The organism is Vibrio sp. OY15, assembly GCF_000742455.1.
Taxonomy (GTDB): Bacteria; Pseudomonadota; Gammaproteobacteria; order Enterobacterales; family Vibrionaceae; genus Vibrio; species Vibrio alginolyticus.
In genome coordinates this window covers 191,293-206,765 of the sequence record NZ_JPIL01000001.1, presented here as the reverse complement: position 1 = coordinate 206,765, position 15,473 = coordinate 191,293, and the positions used below count along the sequence as shown (strand labels likewise).

Sequence of the window (15,473 nt, the reverse complement as noted above, 5' to 3'; positions counted from 1 at the left end):
AATCGGCTAAACTTCAAGCACAAAACGAAGAATTTCCTCTTCCTGAGTTTTTAAAGCACTAGAACTTAGGCTAGAATCTCGGGCTCAACACAACACAGTAAAGGAAAGTAGCATGATCACCCTTCACACTAATTTTGGTGACATCAAGATTCAACTAAACGAAGAGAAAGCGCCAGAGACAAGCGCAAACTTCCTTCAGTACTGCCGCGACGGTTTCTACGACAACACGCTTTTCCACCGTGTTATTGACGGCTTCATGATCCAAGGTGGTGGTATGGAGTCTGGTCTACGTGAAAAAGCGACTCGTGCACCTATCAAGAACGAAGCAAACAACGGCCTAAGCAACAAAGTGGGTACACTTGCTATGGCACGTACTATGGAGCCGCATTCAGCAAGCTCTCAGTTCTTCATCAACGTAAACAACAACACATTCCTAGACTTCCGTAGCGAAAGCCTAGACGGTTGGGGTTACTGTGTGTTCGGTGAAGTAATCGAAGGCATGGACATCGTAAATAAGATCAAAGGCGTTAGCACTGGTTCTTACGGCATGCACCAAGACGTACCTCTAGAAGACGTAGTAATCACTGGTACAACAATTGAAGAGTAATTCTTAGGAATTATTTTTAAAAGATAAGTTAATGGGGAGGCATAGCTTCCCCTTATTTCTATGACGACATTATTTATTTCCGATCTTCACCTTACCCCATCACGTCCTGATATCACGGAATGTTTTGTGACGTTCATGCGAACAGAAGCAACAAAAGCTGATGCACTTTATGTACTCGGCGATCTGTTTGAGTTCTGGATTGGTGACGATGACAACACCCCTTTTGCAGACCAAATCCGTGCAGAATTTAAAGCACTGACGGATGCGGGTGTGCCAACTTTTTTCATCCAAGGCAATCGAGATTTTTTACTCGGCAAACGCTTTTGCAAAGAAACCGGTATGACATTACTCGACGATGTCTGCACGATTGATCTTTATGGTCAAAAAGCCGTAATCCTACATGGCGATACGCTCTGCATTGACGATGTGAAATACCAAGAGTTTAGAAAAACCGTTCACAAGCCATGGCTACAATGGTTGTTTAACCGTATTCCTTGGTTCATTAAGAAGAAAATTGTCTCAAAAGTTCAATCCGATATTCGTGATGATAAAATGAGCAAGTCATTAGATATCATGGACGTCAACCAAAATGAGGTCGAGAAAGTGATGTCTCAGAACTGCGTCAACTTAATGATTCATGGTCACACACATCGCCCGAACACACATTTTTTTGACGTCGATGGCGTTAAAAAGACCCGAATTGTTTTAGGGGATTGGTATACGCAAGGCTCAGTTTTAAAAGTAAATTCTGATAGTTTTGACCTACAAACGAGACCGTTCATACAGAATTTGCGTTAAGCATGTAGAGCGTGTAGAAGATTCACGCTCAAGTCGTAGATATTTTGTAAAAAATCGCTATTATCATAATACTAAGTTAAACAGAACGAAGTACCTAATTGAAGTATTCTTACGTAGCTCGCCAACCGATTCTGGATAGAGAAAAACGAACCATAGGTTACGAACTCCTCTTTCGAGACGGCCCTAAAAATACCTTCCCTGAAGTAGAACCAGAGCTGGCTACTAGTCGACTGCTATCCGATCATTTTTTGTCGACGCATTACAACACATTAGGAAACAAACTTGGCTTTGTTAACTTTCCGCATCAAAGCTTGGTGAACTTGGTCCCAACTTTGTTCCCTAAAGAATCTCTCGTCATTGAAGTCCTTGAAGACTGCGAACCGACAGAAGAACTGTTAGAAGCCATCAAGCACCTTCATGAGTGCGGATACAAAATTGCTCTGGATGATTTTGTTCCGACGAAAGCTTGGAAGCGTTTTCTTCCATACGTTTCCATGATCAAGTTTGATATTAGACTTGTGCCGATCAAGAAAGCTGCCATTTTTATTCAGGCGTTGAGCCCATTTAAAATCGACTTTCTTGCGGAAAAGGTAGAGACCTATGAAGAGTTTGAGCAAGCTCTAGAAGCCGGTTTTAACTATTTTCAAGGGTATTTTTTTAGCAAACCTGAGATGATCCAGAAAAAACGGTTGAACCCCGCGTTTCTTACCGTCATCCAACTTTGTAAAGAGATTGCTGATAAGCCCATCGACTTCAATGAGGTTGAACGTCTGTTTTCGATTGATGTGACGCTGTCATACAAGCTGCTTACTTACGTAAATTCAGGATATACATTAACGACTAAGATCAAATCGTTCAGACAGGCGCTTATTTATCTGGGTGAAGAGCGACTACGACGCTTTATTTCCTTAGTTGCAATTGCGTCCGTTCAAGAAGATAAACCTGACTCTCTTTACTCTTTAGCGATTCAGCGTGCACGAATGTGTGAACTGTTACTTAGTCAAATGAACACTAGGTATGACCCTGGGCAGGCTTTTTTGACAGGCATGTTTTCTTTACTCGGATCTTTGCTCGATCAACCGCTCTCGGATGTCATTGAAGATATCCCCGTTGACGAAGATATAAAACTCGCATTAACCAGTCGAAAAGGCGTACTTGGTCACTTACTTTCGATGACGATCGCCTACGAACAAGCGGACTGGGAGTTAGCCGAGCGATATTGCACCGTTCTTAAATTAACCGAACCTCAATTAGCAGACGCTTTTAATCAATCGACGGAATGGGCTCAAGAACTGCTGTCTCAAACGCCCTAAATCGCTATAATGCCTCACCTCCAGCCTCGCAATTGTGAGGTTGTTTGTTTTTACCGCTTAATTAATCGAGATTTCATTTTATGGCTTCTTCTTGCCCTTGCGGATCTAACCGCACCTACCAACAGTGTTGTGAAATTGCCCACAATAACCACGCTGACGTCACCACTCCAGAGCAGTTAATGCGCTCTCGTTACAGTGCGCATGTGTTAGGTCTAGTCGATTACGTGGTGAACACGTACCACCCAAGCTGTAATGCAGAAGAGCAACGTGAAGACATTGCCCAATCTATCGACAGCGATTGGTGCAAACTTGAAGTTGTAAAAACAGAAGCTGGCAGTAATGACAATGAAGGCTTTGTAGAGTTTAGCGCTTATTTTGATGAAGACGGCAAACGCTACTGCATGACAGAGCGTTCTCGCTTTGTAAAAGAAAATGGGCTTTGGTACTACATTGACGGCACGTTTCCAGAAGAAGAGCTAGAAGAAGAACCAGAACAAGATCCTCGCCTAAACCAACCAGTGAGTAGCCTAAAAGTAGGTCGTAACGACCCGTGTATCTGTGGAAGCGGTAAGAAATTTAAGAAGTGTTGTGGGTAAGATCATCCACTCCTAGCTTATTGAGCTCGATTTAATTGGATTCTTGACTTCGCCTAGGTTCGTTGGAGTGACGTTAATATATGTACCTATTTGAAGTAAATAACTCTACTGCAAGTACCATTAGAAAATATACCGTCATTCTGAACAGCGAGGGACGAGCGTGATTCAGAATCTAATCGCCACCAGCACTGTTGCCGGTTTTTGCCCCGAATCAAGAACACTAAAGTAAAAAGCCCCTAGGCTCGAGAGCATAGGGGCTTTCACTTATCGCAAGCTTACTTATGACGCTCTTTCAGTTTATTCACTACGTCATTCATCGATAAGCCTTGGTCTTGAAGCAATACCATTAAGTGGTAAATCAAATCTGCTGATTCACACACTAACTCCGACTTATCGCCCGACGTCGCCGCAAGCGCGACTTCAACGCCTTCTTCGCCCACTTTTTGCGAAATACGCTTGGTGCCACGGGCATAAAGACTGGCAGTATAAGAGGAATCTGGGTCGGCACTCTTGCGGGCAGCCAGTAACTGCTCAAGTTGATGAAGCCACACCATTTGTGACTCCTCTTGAGGGTCCACATCCCAGCAAGTTGTGTTACCCAGGTGACACGTAGGGCCAATGGGATTAACTTTCACCAGTAGCGTATCGTTGTCGCAATCGAGCTGCATGTTCACCAATTGCAATACGTTGCCAGAAGTCTCACCTTTCGTCCAAAGACGTTGCTTGGTGCGAGAGAAGAACGTCACTTGACCTGTTTCACCCGTTTTTGCCAACGCATCTTGGTTCATGTAACCCATCATCAGCACTTGGCTTGATTGGAAATCTTGTACGATGGCAGGTACCAGACCATCCACCTTTTCCCAGTTGATTCGCTCAGCTAGCGAACTTACTTCGGCGGCTTTCACACTCATAGTCGTACCTCAATGCCTTGTTGTTTCAAATACTGCTTTAGTTCACCAATATTGATGACTTGCTTGTGGAATACCGATGCGGCAAGCGCGCCATCCACATTTGCTTTTTGGTAGGCTTCTGCGAAGTGCTCCATGGCACCAGCACCACCCGATGCAATCAATGGCACGTTACACACTTCACGCACCATATTAAGTTGTTCAATATCGTAGCCGTTACGCACGCCGTCTTGGTTCATCATGTTCAGTACGATTTCACCAGCGCCGCGTTTTTGTACTTCTTGCACCCAATCACGCGTTTCCCATTGAGTTGCTTTGGTGCGTTCTTCATCACCGGTAAACTGGTAAACCTGATACTTACCTGTCTCTTTGTCGTAGTATGAATCGATACCAACGACGATACATTGCACACCAAACTTATCAGCAAGGTCAGTAATCAGTTGCGGGTTCGCCAATGCAGGTGAGTTGATGGACACTTTGTCTGCACCAAACTCAAGAATGCGCGCCGCGTCTTCCGCTGATTTAATACCACCAGCCACACAGAAGGGAATATCAATCACTTCAGCAACGCGAGCGACCCAACTTTTGTCAACGACACGCCCATCACTTGAAGCAGTAATGTCGTAGAACACAAGCTCGTCTGCGCCCTCTTCCGCATAACGCTGTGCCAGAGGAACGATGTCGCCAATGATCTCGTGATTACGGAACTGAACGCCCTTTACCACTTGTCCATCACGAACATCAAGACATGGAATTATTCGCTTTGCCAACATGCAAACGCCTCCTCTGCTGTGAACTTACCATCTAACAGTGCACGACCAACAATCACACCAGCCACACCGCTGCCTTTTAGCGCTTCGATATCTGCTAATGAGCCAATGCCACCTGAAGATTGAAACTGCACTTGTGGGTACTGTTTGCATAGGTCAACGTAAAGCTCTACGTTTGAGCCTTCTAGCGTACCGTCACGAGAAATGTCCGTACAAAGCACGTGCTGCAAACCTACCGTTAGGTAATCGTTGATCAGAGCTTCGATAGTCACGCCTGAGTCTTCTTGCCAACCAGAGATCGCCACTTTACGCGTGCCGTCTTGATCGATGTTGATGTCTAGCGCGAGAACGATTTTCTCTGCGCCGTATTTTTCCATCCAACATTTCACAAGCTCTGGCTGTTTTACTGCTGTAGAACCAACAACAACACGCTGAGCACCAGCTTCTAGCAGGTCAATCACGTCTTGCTCTGTACGTACGCCGCCACCGATTTGGATGTTCGCTGGCGTGCTTGCTAGTAGCTTTGCAATCAAATCAAGCTGGCGTGCTGTCGTGTCTTTCGCGCCAGTTAAATCCACCAAGTGCAGCCAGTTAGCACCCGCTTGGTGGTACAAGTTGAACTGCTCTGCTGGGTCGACTTTGTACTCGGTTACTTGGCCGTAATCACCTTGATAAAGGCGAACCACCTGTCCTTCAATTAAATCAAGAGCTGGAATAATCACACTAAATCCCTTTTATAATTCTAAGAAGTTTTGAATAAGCTTCGCGCCCGCTTTTGAAGAACGCTCAGGGTGGAATTGCACGCCGTAGTAGTTACCGCTTTGTACTGCTGCTGTGAACGGGTTGCCGTACTCGCATTCCGCAATCGTGTAATCCCCAACAGGCATTGCAAAGCTGTGCACGAAGTAGAAGTACTCACCTTCTTCAATACCTTTGAAAAGTGGATTACCTGCTTTTGCAGACACTGTATTCCAACCCATGTGCGGCAGCGGTAAATCGCCGGTTTGTAGCAACTTCACTTCGCCATCACAAAGTCCAAGACACTCAACCAACTCGTCGGCTTTCTGCCCTTTCTCTTGAGACACTTTGCCCAACAGTTGCATGCCTAAACAGATACCTAGCAATGGCTTTTCTACCTGTTTTACCAAGCTGATAAGATCGCGCTCTTCTAGATTCTTCATCGCTTCGCTGGCGGTTCCCACGCCTGGTAGGAATAGCTTATCTGCCGACAATACAACTTGCGGATCTTTTGAAATAGTTACGTCATAGCCTAGGCGTTTAATAGCAAACTTCACCGAAGAGACGTTGGCACAGCCAGTATCGATAATGACAACTTTCTGTTCTGTCACTGTTTTTCTCCTTGCTAAAGTTAGCCTTAAAGCACGCCTTTACTACTTGGTAGCTCAGTGCCTTCTACTTTGATTGCTTGGCGCAAAGTACGACCAAACGCTTTAAACAAGCTTTCAATGATGTGGTGATCATTGTTGCCCGCAGAAGACAGGTGCAGCGTACACGCTAATGTGTCAGTCAGAGAACGGAAGAAGTGAACCACCATCTCTGTTGAAAGATCACCCACTTGCTCACGGCTGAATTGCGCGTCGAACTTAAGGTAAGGACGACCTGATAGGTCTAGTGCGCATTGCGCCAAACACTCATCCATTGGCAAACTAAAGCCAAAGCGACCAATACCACGCTTGTCACCCAGTGCTTCTTTCAACGCTTGACCCAACGCAAGAGCGGTATCTTCTACTGTGTGGTGATCATCAATGTGCAGGTCACCTTCTACTTTGCACACCATCTGGAACCCGCCGTGTGTCGCGATTTGATCCAGCATGTGGTCGAAGAAGCCAAGACCAGTAGAGATGTCATTGCCGCCTTGTTCGTCAAGATTAACGAATACTTTGATGTCCGTTTCTTTTGTGGTGCGAACCACTTCAGCAACGCGTGCCTTCACCGTGAGATCTTTCAGGATCTGTTTCCAACCCATGGTTTCTGGGTTGTATTGAATGCCACGAATTGCCATGTTTTCTGCAAGTTGAAGATCAGTTTGACGATCGCCAATCACAACAGAATTTTGGAAATCCACTTTGCCACCTTGAAGGTACTCTTTTACCAAGCCCAATTTAGGCTTACGGCAAGAGCAGTTATCTTCATCAAAGTGAGGACAAATCAGCACATCATCAAACTTCACACCTTGAGATTCAAAGATCTCCATCATCATGTTGTGTGGTGCATCAAAATCTTCTTGTGGGTAGCTGTCGGTACCCAAACCATCTTGGTTCGTGACCATCACTAGACGGTATCCTGCATCCTGCAACGACAACAGGCTTGGGATAACAAATGGCTCTAGCTTTAGTTTGTCTAAACGGTCTACTTGAAAATCAATCGGCGGCTCGACAATTAAGGTGCCATCACGATCAATAAAAAGGATTTTTTGTTGTTTGCTCACTCGAACTTCCTTATTGCTATTCTTTTGGCGCTCCCGCTATTGAGCGAGAGCGATAAATTCTGTCTCTATTTATGCGTAGTAGTTTCTGATAAATCCAAGCGTTTTTTCGCACTCGTCACGGTTACCCACGCTGATACGCACACAGTTTTCAATTGGCGAGTTACGCAAAATAATGCCCGTATCCCAAGCCGCTTTGAAAAGGTCATCGCCATCTGGGAATTTCACCAATAGGTAGTTCCCCCACCCTTCAAACACTTCCAAACCCGGAATCATTGAAAGGCCAACTTGCAAGTAAGCACGGTTTGCATTCAAATCGAGAACTTGAAACTTCGCTCGTGCTAAACCAGCTTCCGAAAGCGCCTGAGTCGCAATTTCTGCCACTGGAACTGGGACTGGGTAAGGTGCGATAACTTTAAGAAGTACATTAATAAGCTCTTCGTTCGCAAGCGTAAATCCACAACGCAGACCTGCAAGCGCAAAAGCTTTCGACAGAGTACGCAGAATCGCAAGATTCGGGTATTGCGCCAGTAGGTCTACCGTTGACGCTTCTGGACAAAAATCGATGTACGCTTCATCCATCACCACGATTGCACGGTCTTTTGTCATCTCAAGCAGAGACACAATGTCCTCACGCTTAACCAAGTTACCCGTTGGGTTGTTTGGCGAACATACAAAAACCAGTTTCACGTTATCCAGATTAGCTTCGATGCCTGCAAGGTCTAGTTGCCAATCTGACGTTAGCGGCACGGTTTTGCGCTCTACACCGATGGTTTCTGCACTGATGGCGTACATACCGTAAGTTGGTGGGCAGTAAAGAATCGCATCTTCACCCGGCTCACAGAATGCACGAATTAATAACTCAATACCTTCGTCTGCGCCGCGAGAAGTCAGTGTTTGTTCTGGTTTAACACCCGCATACGCTGCGTAAGCGGAAATCAGTTCTTTCGGTTGGCATTCGCTGTAACGATTAAGACGAGCAAAGTCTGTTTTGTATTCATTGTTAAATGGTGATTCGTTGGCATTTAGCCATACGTCACCCGTACCACCGATTCGGCGAGCCGACATATAAGGGGTAAGCTGTTGGACTTGTTTACGCGCTAGCTTTTCCATCTCATTACTCTCTTATTCTTACTTACTTGCTAATTTTTCTACGCGGATAGTAACAGCACGTTTGTGAGCGTCCAGACCTTCCGCTTCAGCCATCGTGACTACCGTTGGTGCAAGGTTCTTTAAACCATCAGCAGAAAGCTCCTGAACCGTCATTCGTTTAGAGAAATCCGCCAAACCTAAGCTTGAATAAGTACGTGTGTAACCGTAAGTAGGAAGGACGTGGTTAGTCCCCGACGCGTAATCTCCCGCAGATTCAGGCGACCAATCCCCAAGGAAGATAGAGCCTGCATTATCAAGTAGAGGTAGAAGCTCACGAGGGTTCTTAGTCTGAACAATCAAGTGCTCAGGACCGTAGTAATTGGAAATAGAAACTGACTGCGTCATCGACTCGGAAATAATGATCAAGCTTGATGCCAGAGCCTTTTCTGCGATGTCTGCACGAGATAGCTCCTTAAGCTGACGTTGAACCGCATCCGTCACTTGATCAGCAATCACAGGAGAAGGAGTCACCAATACCACTTGAGAATCAGGACCGTGTTCTGCTTGGCTCAAAAGATCCGCAGCGATAAAGTCTGCATCTGCGGTTTCATCGGCAATCACAAGAACTTCTGATGGCCCTGCTGGCATATCAATCGCAGCACCGCGGAAATCATTGCTAACCTGTCGTTTTGCTTCGGTCACGTAAGCGTTGCCCGGACCAAAGATCTTATCTACTTTCGATACAGTCTCGGTGCCATAAGCCATTGCAGCAACTGCTTGGCCACCACCGACGTTGTACACTTCATCAATGCCACACAGCTTCGCGACATAAAGGATCTCATCAGCGATTGGCGGTGGAGAACAAAGAACGACTTTACGACAACCTGCAATTTTTGCAGGAACGCCGAGCATCAAAACAGTCGATGGCAAAGGCGCACTTCCACCAGGAATGTACAAACCCACTTTTTGAATTGGACGTGTTACTTGTTCACAAAGAACACCTGGCTGCGTTTCCACCTTGATCGGTTGCGGCTTTTGCGCTTTGTGGAACTTAGAAATATTGGCGTAAGCTTGCTCTAGTGCGCTCTTCATTGACTCTGACAAACGCTCTGACGCTGCCTTAATTTCCTGAGAAGAAACACGAATGGATTCAGGCTTAACACGGTCAAACTTTTCTGTCAGCTCAATAAGAGCAGAGTCACCTTCTTCTCGAACTTTAGCAATAACTTCGGCCACAGCAGTGGTGATATTGGCACCTTCTGCAATAGCAGGGCGCTCCAAAATAGAGTCTTGCTGATTCTCACTTAATGATTGCCAAACGACTGTTCTCATGATGCTTACTCCATCATTTTTTCAATTGGTAGAACGAGAATTGAACTTGCGCCCAACTCTTTCAGCTGTTCCATTGTTTCCCAGAATAGGTTTTCAGAACTCACTAAGTGAACAGCCATTTTCTGCTTATCTGCAGAAAGAGGAAGAACAGTTGGGTCTTCAGCACCTGGCAGTAGTGCTTTAATTTGATCTAACTTCTCTGCTGGGGCGTGAAGCATAATGTACTTAGATTCTTTCGCTTGCTGCACGCCTTGCATGCGAGTTAACAGCTTTTCGATTAGCGCCACTTTGTCTGCGTCGAACTCACCTGTGCGTTGAATCAATGTCGCTTTTGATTTGAAGATAATTTCAGCTTCTTTAAGGCCGTTCGCTTCCAGTGTTGCACCTGTAGAAACCAAATCAGCGATAGCATCAGCGAGACCCGCGCGAGGCGCAACTTCTACAGAGCCTGTCAGCATACATGTAGAGAATGGAACGCCGGCTTCATCCATGTACGCTTTTAGAAGTTGAGGATACGTTGTAGCAATACGCTTGCCAGCTAAGTCTTGTGGACCGTTGTACTCTTCGTCCTTGTCGATTGCGATAGATAAACGACAGCCACCAAAATCAAGTCGACGAAGCTGAACAAACTCGCAGGGTTCACCTAATGCTTTGCGGTCAAGGCGAACTTCTTCTAGTTCATTTTCGCCAATAAAGCCAAGGTCAACCACGCCATCCATAATTAAACCTGGGATGTCGTCGTCACGAACCAAGAGTAAATCAATTGGCATATTTTCAGAATGGACAACTAAACGCTCGCCCATTACGTTGAACTTTACGCCGCACTGTTTTAGTAGAGCTTGACTCTCTTTGCTAAGACGACCTTTTTTCTGAATTGCGATTCTTAAACGTTGTGTTTGCATTGCTTTGTCCCTATGCAAGATTTTGATATCTAAGTATTTTTCAAACTAATAAAACTAAAAAACCCTCGGGAGATTGAAGTCTCCCGAGGGTTTAAAATCTGCTTTTACTTTGATTTTACCTCCGGGAGTTTCCTGCCTCCCGGGTATGCGTACATCGCCCGAAAGACTAGATTGGGTGATGATGGTGATGAATGTTCATTACAAAATTACGCATACTTATTTCAAGGCTCTTCTCATTTGCTTTGTTACCAACCACACTAACCAAGCTGATTACTTTTTTCAACCCTTAATTTTAAAAAAATTCGAATTGTATAATACAAATAAAAAAGGAGGCCGAAGCCTCCTACAATTTCACCTTTTAAATCAGTGAATTACGCACTCTGGCAAGACGCTATTTTAGACTTTGAAAGCCATGACAAAATAGCGCAAACGATAACGAATGTTATCGACGCTGCAATAAACGAAAACGCAATTGAAGCAGTCATACCAAGGGCAATAAAGCCCACGCATGAAACAAGCGCGACTGATAATGCATAAGGTAGCTGTGTTGATACGTGATCAATGTGGTTACAACGTGCACCCGTCGATGACAAGATAGTCGTATCTGAGATTGGTGAACAATGGTCACCGAATACCGCACCAGCTAAAACCGCACTCAGCATCGGTAGCATTAGCGCTACGTCTGTTGCGCCAGCCATGTCACCCGCGATTGGTAGCATAATGCCGAACGTACCCCATGAAGTACCTGTTGAGAACGCCATTAGGCCAGACAACAAGAATAGGATAACTGGTAGCCAGTGTGGGTTAATGTTGCCCTGCGCCATTGTCGAAAGGTAAGTACCAGTCTTCATATCACCGATAACAGAACCAATGGTCCAGGCAAATACTAAGATTAGAATCGCACCAAACATAGACTTAGCACCAATCCAAAGTGTACGTGCGATCTCAGCCATTGGTAGACCTTGCTTCACAACAGTAAACAGTGCAACAGCTAAGCCAAGCAAGCTACCGTAGATTAGTGATGTACCTACATCTGTATTTTCAAAAGCACCAAGAAGCGCAAACTCCTTACCATCAGCAGCCAATGCTTGGCCACCCGTGTAAAGCATTGAAGCGATAGTCGCGATAATCAGCGTTACGATAGGAAGTATCAAATCTGACACTTTACCCTTTTCACTTTCACGGATATCTAGCTCTTCGTTTAGGTCATGCGCTTCTTGCGAGTCATTTTCTTTGTCTTTATCAAAGCCACGACCTTGCGATGCAGAGATTTCATGCTCACGCATTTTACCAATATCAAGACCAAACCACGCAACAGCGAACACCATTAGCAGCGCAAAAACGGCGTAGAAGTTCATTGGGATAAGACGAACATATGCGCCAAGAGCCGAATACTCTGTGATCCCATGTGAGACTAAGATCCCGCCAATAATAGTAATAATGTAAGCACCCCAGCTAGAAGCAGGCATAATTACACACATTGGAGCGGCGGTTGAGTCTAGAATGTACGCAAGCTTAGCGCGAGACACATAAAAGCGATCGGTTACTGGGCGAGAGATCGCACCAACAGCAAGGCTATTAAAGTAATCATCGACAAAAATGAATACGCCTAAAAAGGCGGCAAGAAGTTTGGAGCCGCGTTTACTCTTCACTCGAGATTGTGCCCATTCAGCAAAAGCACGAGTACCGCCAGATAGCGTTAATAAAGCTGTTGTCATACCTAATAAGATTAGGAAACCAACAATGCTCATGTTCCAAGTGTTAATTCCGCCATCTTCAATAAAGACAGAAGAAACTTGAGAACTGACGTAACCTGCGGTGTCGCTGATAGACCAGCTATTAAGTAGCACCGCACCTAGCACGATACCTACACCCAAGGAAACTAATACACGTCGAGTCAAAATCGCCAAAGTCAAAGCGACAATAGGTGGCAATAATGAAACAGGAGAACTAGAAAAATCTATTAAATTCATGATCTTCAAAAACCAAAGTTTGGCTAGAGATCTACTGCAGACAAGTCACGTAGCATACGATACGTGCTCATGTTGAACTTAGCGACAGGGAAGCGAACACTCCACCCAACCCTACAGTAGCGCTCCATAGTTTAATGTGAATATATACTATGGCAGTGTTGTTCCTTTCAGATACAACCCCAGCAAGTAACTTTGATGAGTTACTTACTTCGGCAATCTTCGCCTTCCACTATTATTCATTGGCATCACCCCAATAATAGCTACTCTTCGAGACCGCGCCTCTACGGCAACAACAAACAATTAACCACTAACTGTACAAATTAACAACAAATTGTCTGCAATATTGCATCAGGTGGCAGCCATTGTACTTATGATGAGAGTCAATGCAACACATCAAACTAAATTAAACAAATAAATAATGACTGAGATAATTTATAAACCTTGCCTACTTCCATAAGTTTTGTGCAACTGAAATCACATCAATCATGTTATTTATGAAACATTATTACTACCTTAGAAATATCATGGTTTATCTTATATCAATAAATTAAGGATATATGACACAGCATTAAAGATGGATGCTTCATATTTTTAAGTAATAACTCAAATTTTTTTATAAAAAACCAAGCTATCACTCTCTCTATACAATAATGATTGTTGATTTTAGTTCTCATCTAATAATGATTTATTTCGAGTGTAATAATATTAATTGCTTTAAAAAATAGTCAAATTTAAACAAAATCTTGATTTAGCATTTGCACATAAGGAAAAGATAAAGTTAAATATAAGGACTCTTTGTTTATTTATAGATTGGCATTATTTAATCGTAACGATAAAAAGTGCCCAACACATTAACCTTTTAATAGGAATCGTTATGTCAGAGCTGACTAAAACCCTTCTAAATATCCGTAGCCTTCGTGCATTTTCTCGTGAGCTGACTCTAGAACAATTGGAAGAAGCTCTAGATAAACTCACTACTGTCGTAGATGAGCGTCGTGAAGCAGAAGAAGCAGAACGCGCAGCACAAGCAGAGCAAGAAGCTAAGCTTGCAGAGATTGCTGAGAAAATCGCTCAAGACGGTATTGACGTAGAAGCACTTATTACTGCGCTATCTGGCGAAACTAAGACGAAAGGCAAAGCGAAGCGCGCACCTCGCCCTGCTAAATACAAATACACAGATTCAAACGGTAATGAGAAAACTTGGACTGGCCAAGGTCGTACACCTTCGGCGATTCAAGAGCAACTTGATGCAGGTAAATCTCTGGATGAGTTCCTAATCTAGATCCGTGCTATTTTTAAAAGGCTCCCATAGGGAGCCTTTTTTATTTAAACCATTACAAATAAAAAAGGCACATTTCTTAATGTGCCTTTTACTTTAGTTACAGAATAGTTAATTAAACCGCTTCGTATTAACGTTCCCAGTATGCTTCTTCTAGGCTATCTTCTCGCTCAGGAAGTCCGCGCGACAATCGTGGTGAATGTTGCACGAGAACTTCGTAGCTAGCACGGTTTGCGTATTTGCAGACTTGAGAAAAAGAAGAGTAAGTTAAATACTCGTTACTGTGCTTGCTTGAATTAGGCACATTTTCTTTATGGTATTTATTTGCTGCCATATCATGAAGAACAGCAGATAACGCAGCATCACCTGCGCCATTTGTATTCTTAATTTTTTCTGGGCCACCCATATATGGCGAGATATGCGAGTACACTTTTATTGGCGTCTCGCATGAGTCTTTTTTCGCCGGACGACTGAATTCATAACGATTAAATTCAGCAATTGACCCTGGAAGTAATGGCAAAGAAGTTTCGCGCTTCGCGCTATCCTCCGTATACCCAGCCATAAATAGACCTACAGGACCCGCCGTGCACAATACTAGATCAGCCCACTCCAATGTTTTATCGGACGCAGCAAGTGGATCAGATTCCCCCGTCAGTGCTTCTGCTTCATCTTCATTCATCGCAACGACTGAAACGTTATCTCTAATGAATTCTTGCCAATATTTAGGGTCATCTTGAATAACAAACTTTGTGCCTAAAGTCAGAACAACAGGCACATCATTCTTTTTCGCGTACTCAATTGCTTTCATTGTTGCTTCCGGCATTGGGTCGCCGTCTTTGCAACGTACTAGATATGACGTCAGTACAAGTGCTGATGCATTTTTAAAGATTTTCTCTGGAATGCTATCAGGATGGAGTTGGTTCATTTGCCCTTCGCTGATAGCAAAAGTACGTTCACCGTCTTCTGTGATAAGAGCAAAACAACGGCCAATTGCACCATCTACACCTTGTAGGTAGTTCAAGTCCATGCGGCTTGATGTATTACAAAGATAACGGTAACCGTAGCTGCCAATCTTAATATCCTGGCTCATCACTCCAAGTAGTGTGGAGCGGTCATCCGCTAGCACGGAGTAGTTATGTAGCGTGTTACCAATTGTACCGCCCGCATACTCATTGGTAATCAAGTTCTCTTCTTTCAGTTGCTGGTATAACTCTTCTGCTCTTTCGTCATCGATAACCAGAGAGTGACCTTTACTCAGACCGTACTTTTCAATCACATCCGTTGTAACTTTTGCTTCAATATCAACCAAGGTTTGGTCAATACCAATGATGTGAGTGCGCGTCATCTTCTTGCTTTCTTGTGCTTGGCTCACCAGCGGGTCACGAGCATGAACAGGAAAATAGTGCTTCGATTTGCGTTGTCCAGGAAATTTCATATTGTCAGTCTGAGTAAGGGGA

15 protein-coding genes, 1 riboswitch and 1 other annotated feature are annotated in these 15,473 nt (G+C 44.3%); of the genes, 5 read left to right on the top strand and 10 right to left on the bottom strand.

Annotated features, from left to right (window positions below; genetic code table 11):
• The first annotated feature begins 112 nt into the window (after positions 1-112).
• The 4 genes from IJ23_RS00905 to IJ23_RS00890 all read left to right on the top strand — a co-directional run bounded on the left by IJ23_RS00905 (position 113) and on the right by IJ23_RS00890 (position 3,314).
• The gene (locus IJ23_RS00905; RefSeq protein ID WP_005378156.1) at positions 113-607 is read left to right on the top strand and encodes a peptidylprolyl isomerase; all 495 of its coding nucleotides are present in this window, start codon (positions 113-115) and stop codon (positions 605-607) included.
• 60 nt (positions 608-667) lie between these two features.
• Positions 668-1,405, top strand: a complete 738-nt coding sequence (lpxH, locus tag IJ23_RS00900; RefSeq protein ID WP_005389817.1) for a UDP-2,3-diacylglucosamine diphosphatase — start codon at positions 668-670, stop codon at positions 1,403-1,405.
• Positions 1,406-1,503: 98 nt separating this feature from the next.
• Positions 1,504-2,718 (top strand): EAL and HDOD domain-containing protein, encoded by a 1,215-nt coding sequence (locus IJ23_RS00895; RefSeq protein ID WP_005378158.1) that lies wholly within the window; start codon positions 1,504-1,506, stop codon positions 2,716-2,718.
• Between the two features lie 80 nt (positions 2,719-2,798).
• On the top strand, positions 2,799-3,314 hold the full coding sequence (locus IJ23_RS00890; RefSeq protein ID WP_033905094.1) for a YchJ family protein: 516 nt from the start codon (positions 2,799-2,801) through the stop codon (positions 3,312-3,314).
• A 275-nt stretch (positions 3,315-3,589) separates the two neighbouring features.
• On the opposite strand, the gene hisIE is transcribed toward IJ23_RS00890, so the two are convergent.
• The 9 genes from hisIE to tet(35) form a co-directional block, all read right to left on the bottom strand.
• Positions 3,590-4,225 carry a bifunctional phosphoribosyl-AMP cyclohydrolase/phosphoribosyl-ATP diphosphatase HisIE gene (gene hisIE / locus IJ23_RS00885; protein WP_033905093.1) on the bottom strand — a complete coding sequence of 212 codons (636 nt, stop codon included), beginning with the start codon at positions 4,223-4,225 and terminating at the stop codon, positions 3,590-3,592.
• On the bottom strand, positions 4,222-4,995 hold the full coding sequence (gene hisF / locus IJ23_RS00880) for an imidazole glycerol phosphate synthase subunit HisF (protein WP_004749837.1): 774 nt from the start codon (positions 4,993-4,995) through the stop codon (positions 4,222-4,224). Before hisF ends, hisIE begins: the two co-directional genes overlap by 4 nt.
• Positions 4,977-5,714, bottom strand: a complete 738-nt coding sequence (gene hisA, locus IJ23_RS00875) for a 1-(5-phosphoribosyl)-5-[(5-phosphoribosylamino)methylideneamino]imidazole-4-carboxamide isomerase (RefSeq protein WP_033905092.1) — start codon at positions 5,712-5,714, stop codon at positions 4,977-4,979. Before hisA ends, hisF begins: the two co-directional genes overlap by 19 nt.
• A 12-nt stretch (positions 5,715-5,726) precedes the next feature.
• Positions 5,727-6,341, bottom strand: a complete 615-nt coding sequence (hisH, locus tag IJ23_RS00870) for an imidazole glycerol phosphate synthase subunit HisH (RefSeq protein WP_033905091.1) — start codon at positions 6,339-6,341, stop codon at positions 5,727-5,729.
• A 26-nt stretch (positions 6,342-6,367) separates the two neighbouring features.
• Positions 6,368-7,441: a bifunctional histidinol-phosphatase/imidazoleglycerol-phosphate dehydratase HisB gene (gene hisB / locus IJ23_RS00865; protein WP_033905090.1), complete on the bottom strand. Its 1,074-nt coding sequence runs from the start codon at positions 7,439-7,441 to the stop codon at positions 6,368-6,370.
• A gap of 69 nt (positions 7,442-7,510) precedes the next feature.
• A complete protein-coding gene (gene hisC / locus IJ23_RS00860) occupies positions 7,511-8,551 on the bottom strand; it encodes a histidinol-phosphate transaminase (protein WP_017634689.1) in 1,041 nt (346 codons plus the stop codon).
• An 18-nt stretch (positions 8,552-8,569) separates the two neighbouring features.
• Positions 8,570-9,862 (bottom strand): histidinol dehydrogenase, encoded by a 1,293-nt coding sequence (gene hisD, locus IJ23_RS00855; protein ID WP_033905089.1) that lies wholly within the window; start codon positions 9,860-9,862, stop codon positions 8,570-8,572.
• Positions 9,863-9,867: 5 nt separating this feature from the next.
• Positions 9,868-10,764 (bottom strand): ATP phosphoribosyltransferase, encoded by an 897-nt coding sequence (gene hisG / locus IJ23_RS00850; protein ID WP_005378180.1) that lies wholly within the window; start codon positions 10,762-10,764, stop codon positions 9,868-9,870.
• A gap of 53 nt (positions 10,765-10,817) precedes the next feature.
• Positions 10,818-10,955, bottom strand: a sequence feature (His leader region).
• A 180-nt stretch (positions 10,956-11,135) separates the two neighbouring features.
• Positions 11,136-12,737: a tetracycline efflux Na+/H+ antiporter family transporter Tet(35) gene (gene tet(35) / locus IJ23_RS00840; protein WP_005378182.1), complete on the bottom strand. Its 1,602-nt coding sequence runs from the start codon at positions 12,735-12,737 to the stop codon at positions 11,136-11,138.
• Positions 12,738-12,846: 109 nt separating this feature from the next.
• Positions 12,847-13,029, bottom strand: a riboswitch (Lysine riboswitch).
• A 582-nt stretch (positions 13,030-13,611) separates the two neighbouring features.
• Between tet(35) and IJ23_RS00835 the strand changes: the two genes are divergently transcribed.
• Entirely contained in the window at positions 13,612-14,019 is a 408-nt protein-coding gene (locus IJ23_RS00835; RefSeq protein WP_005378185.1) for an H-NS family histone-like protein, read from the top strand.
• Between the two features lie 127 nt (positions 14,020-14,146).
• Here the strand turns inward: IJ23_RS00835 and IJ23_RS00830 are convergent, their stop codons facing one another.
• Positions 14,147-15,451, bottom strand: a complete 1,305-nt coding sequence (locus IJ23_RS00830) for an inosine/guanosine kinase (RefSeq protein WP_005378187.1) — start codon at positions 15,449-15,451, stop codon at positions 14,147-14,149.
• Positions 15,452-15,473: the final 22 nt, after the last annotated feature.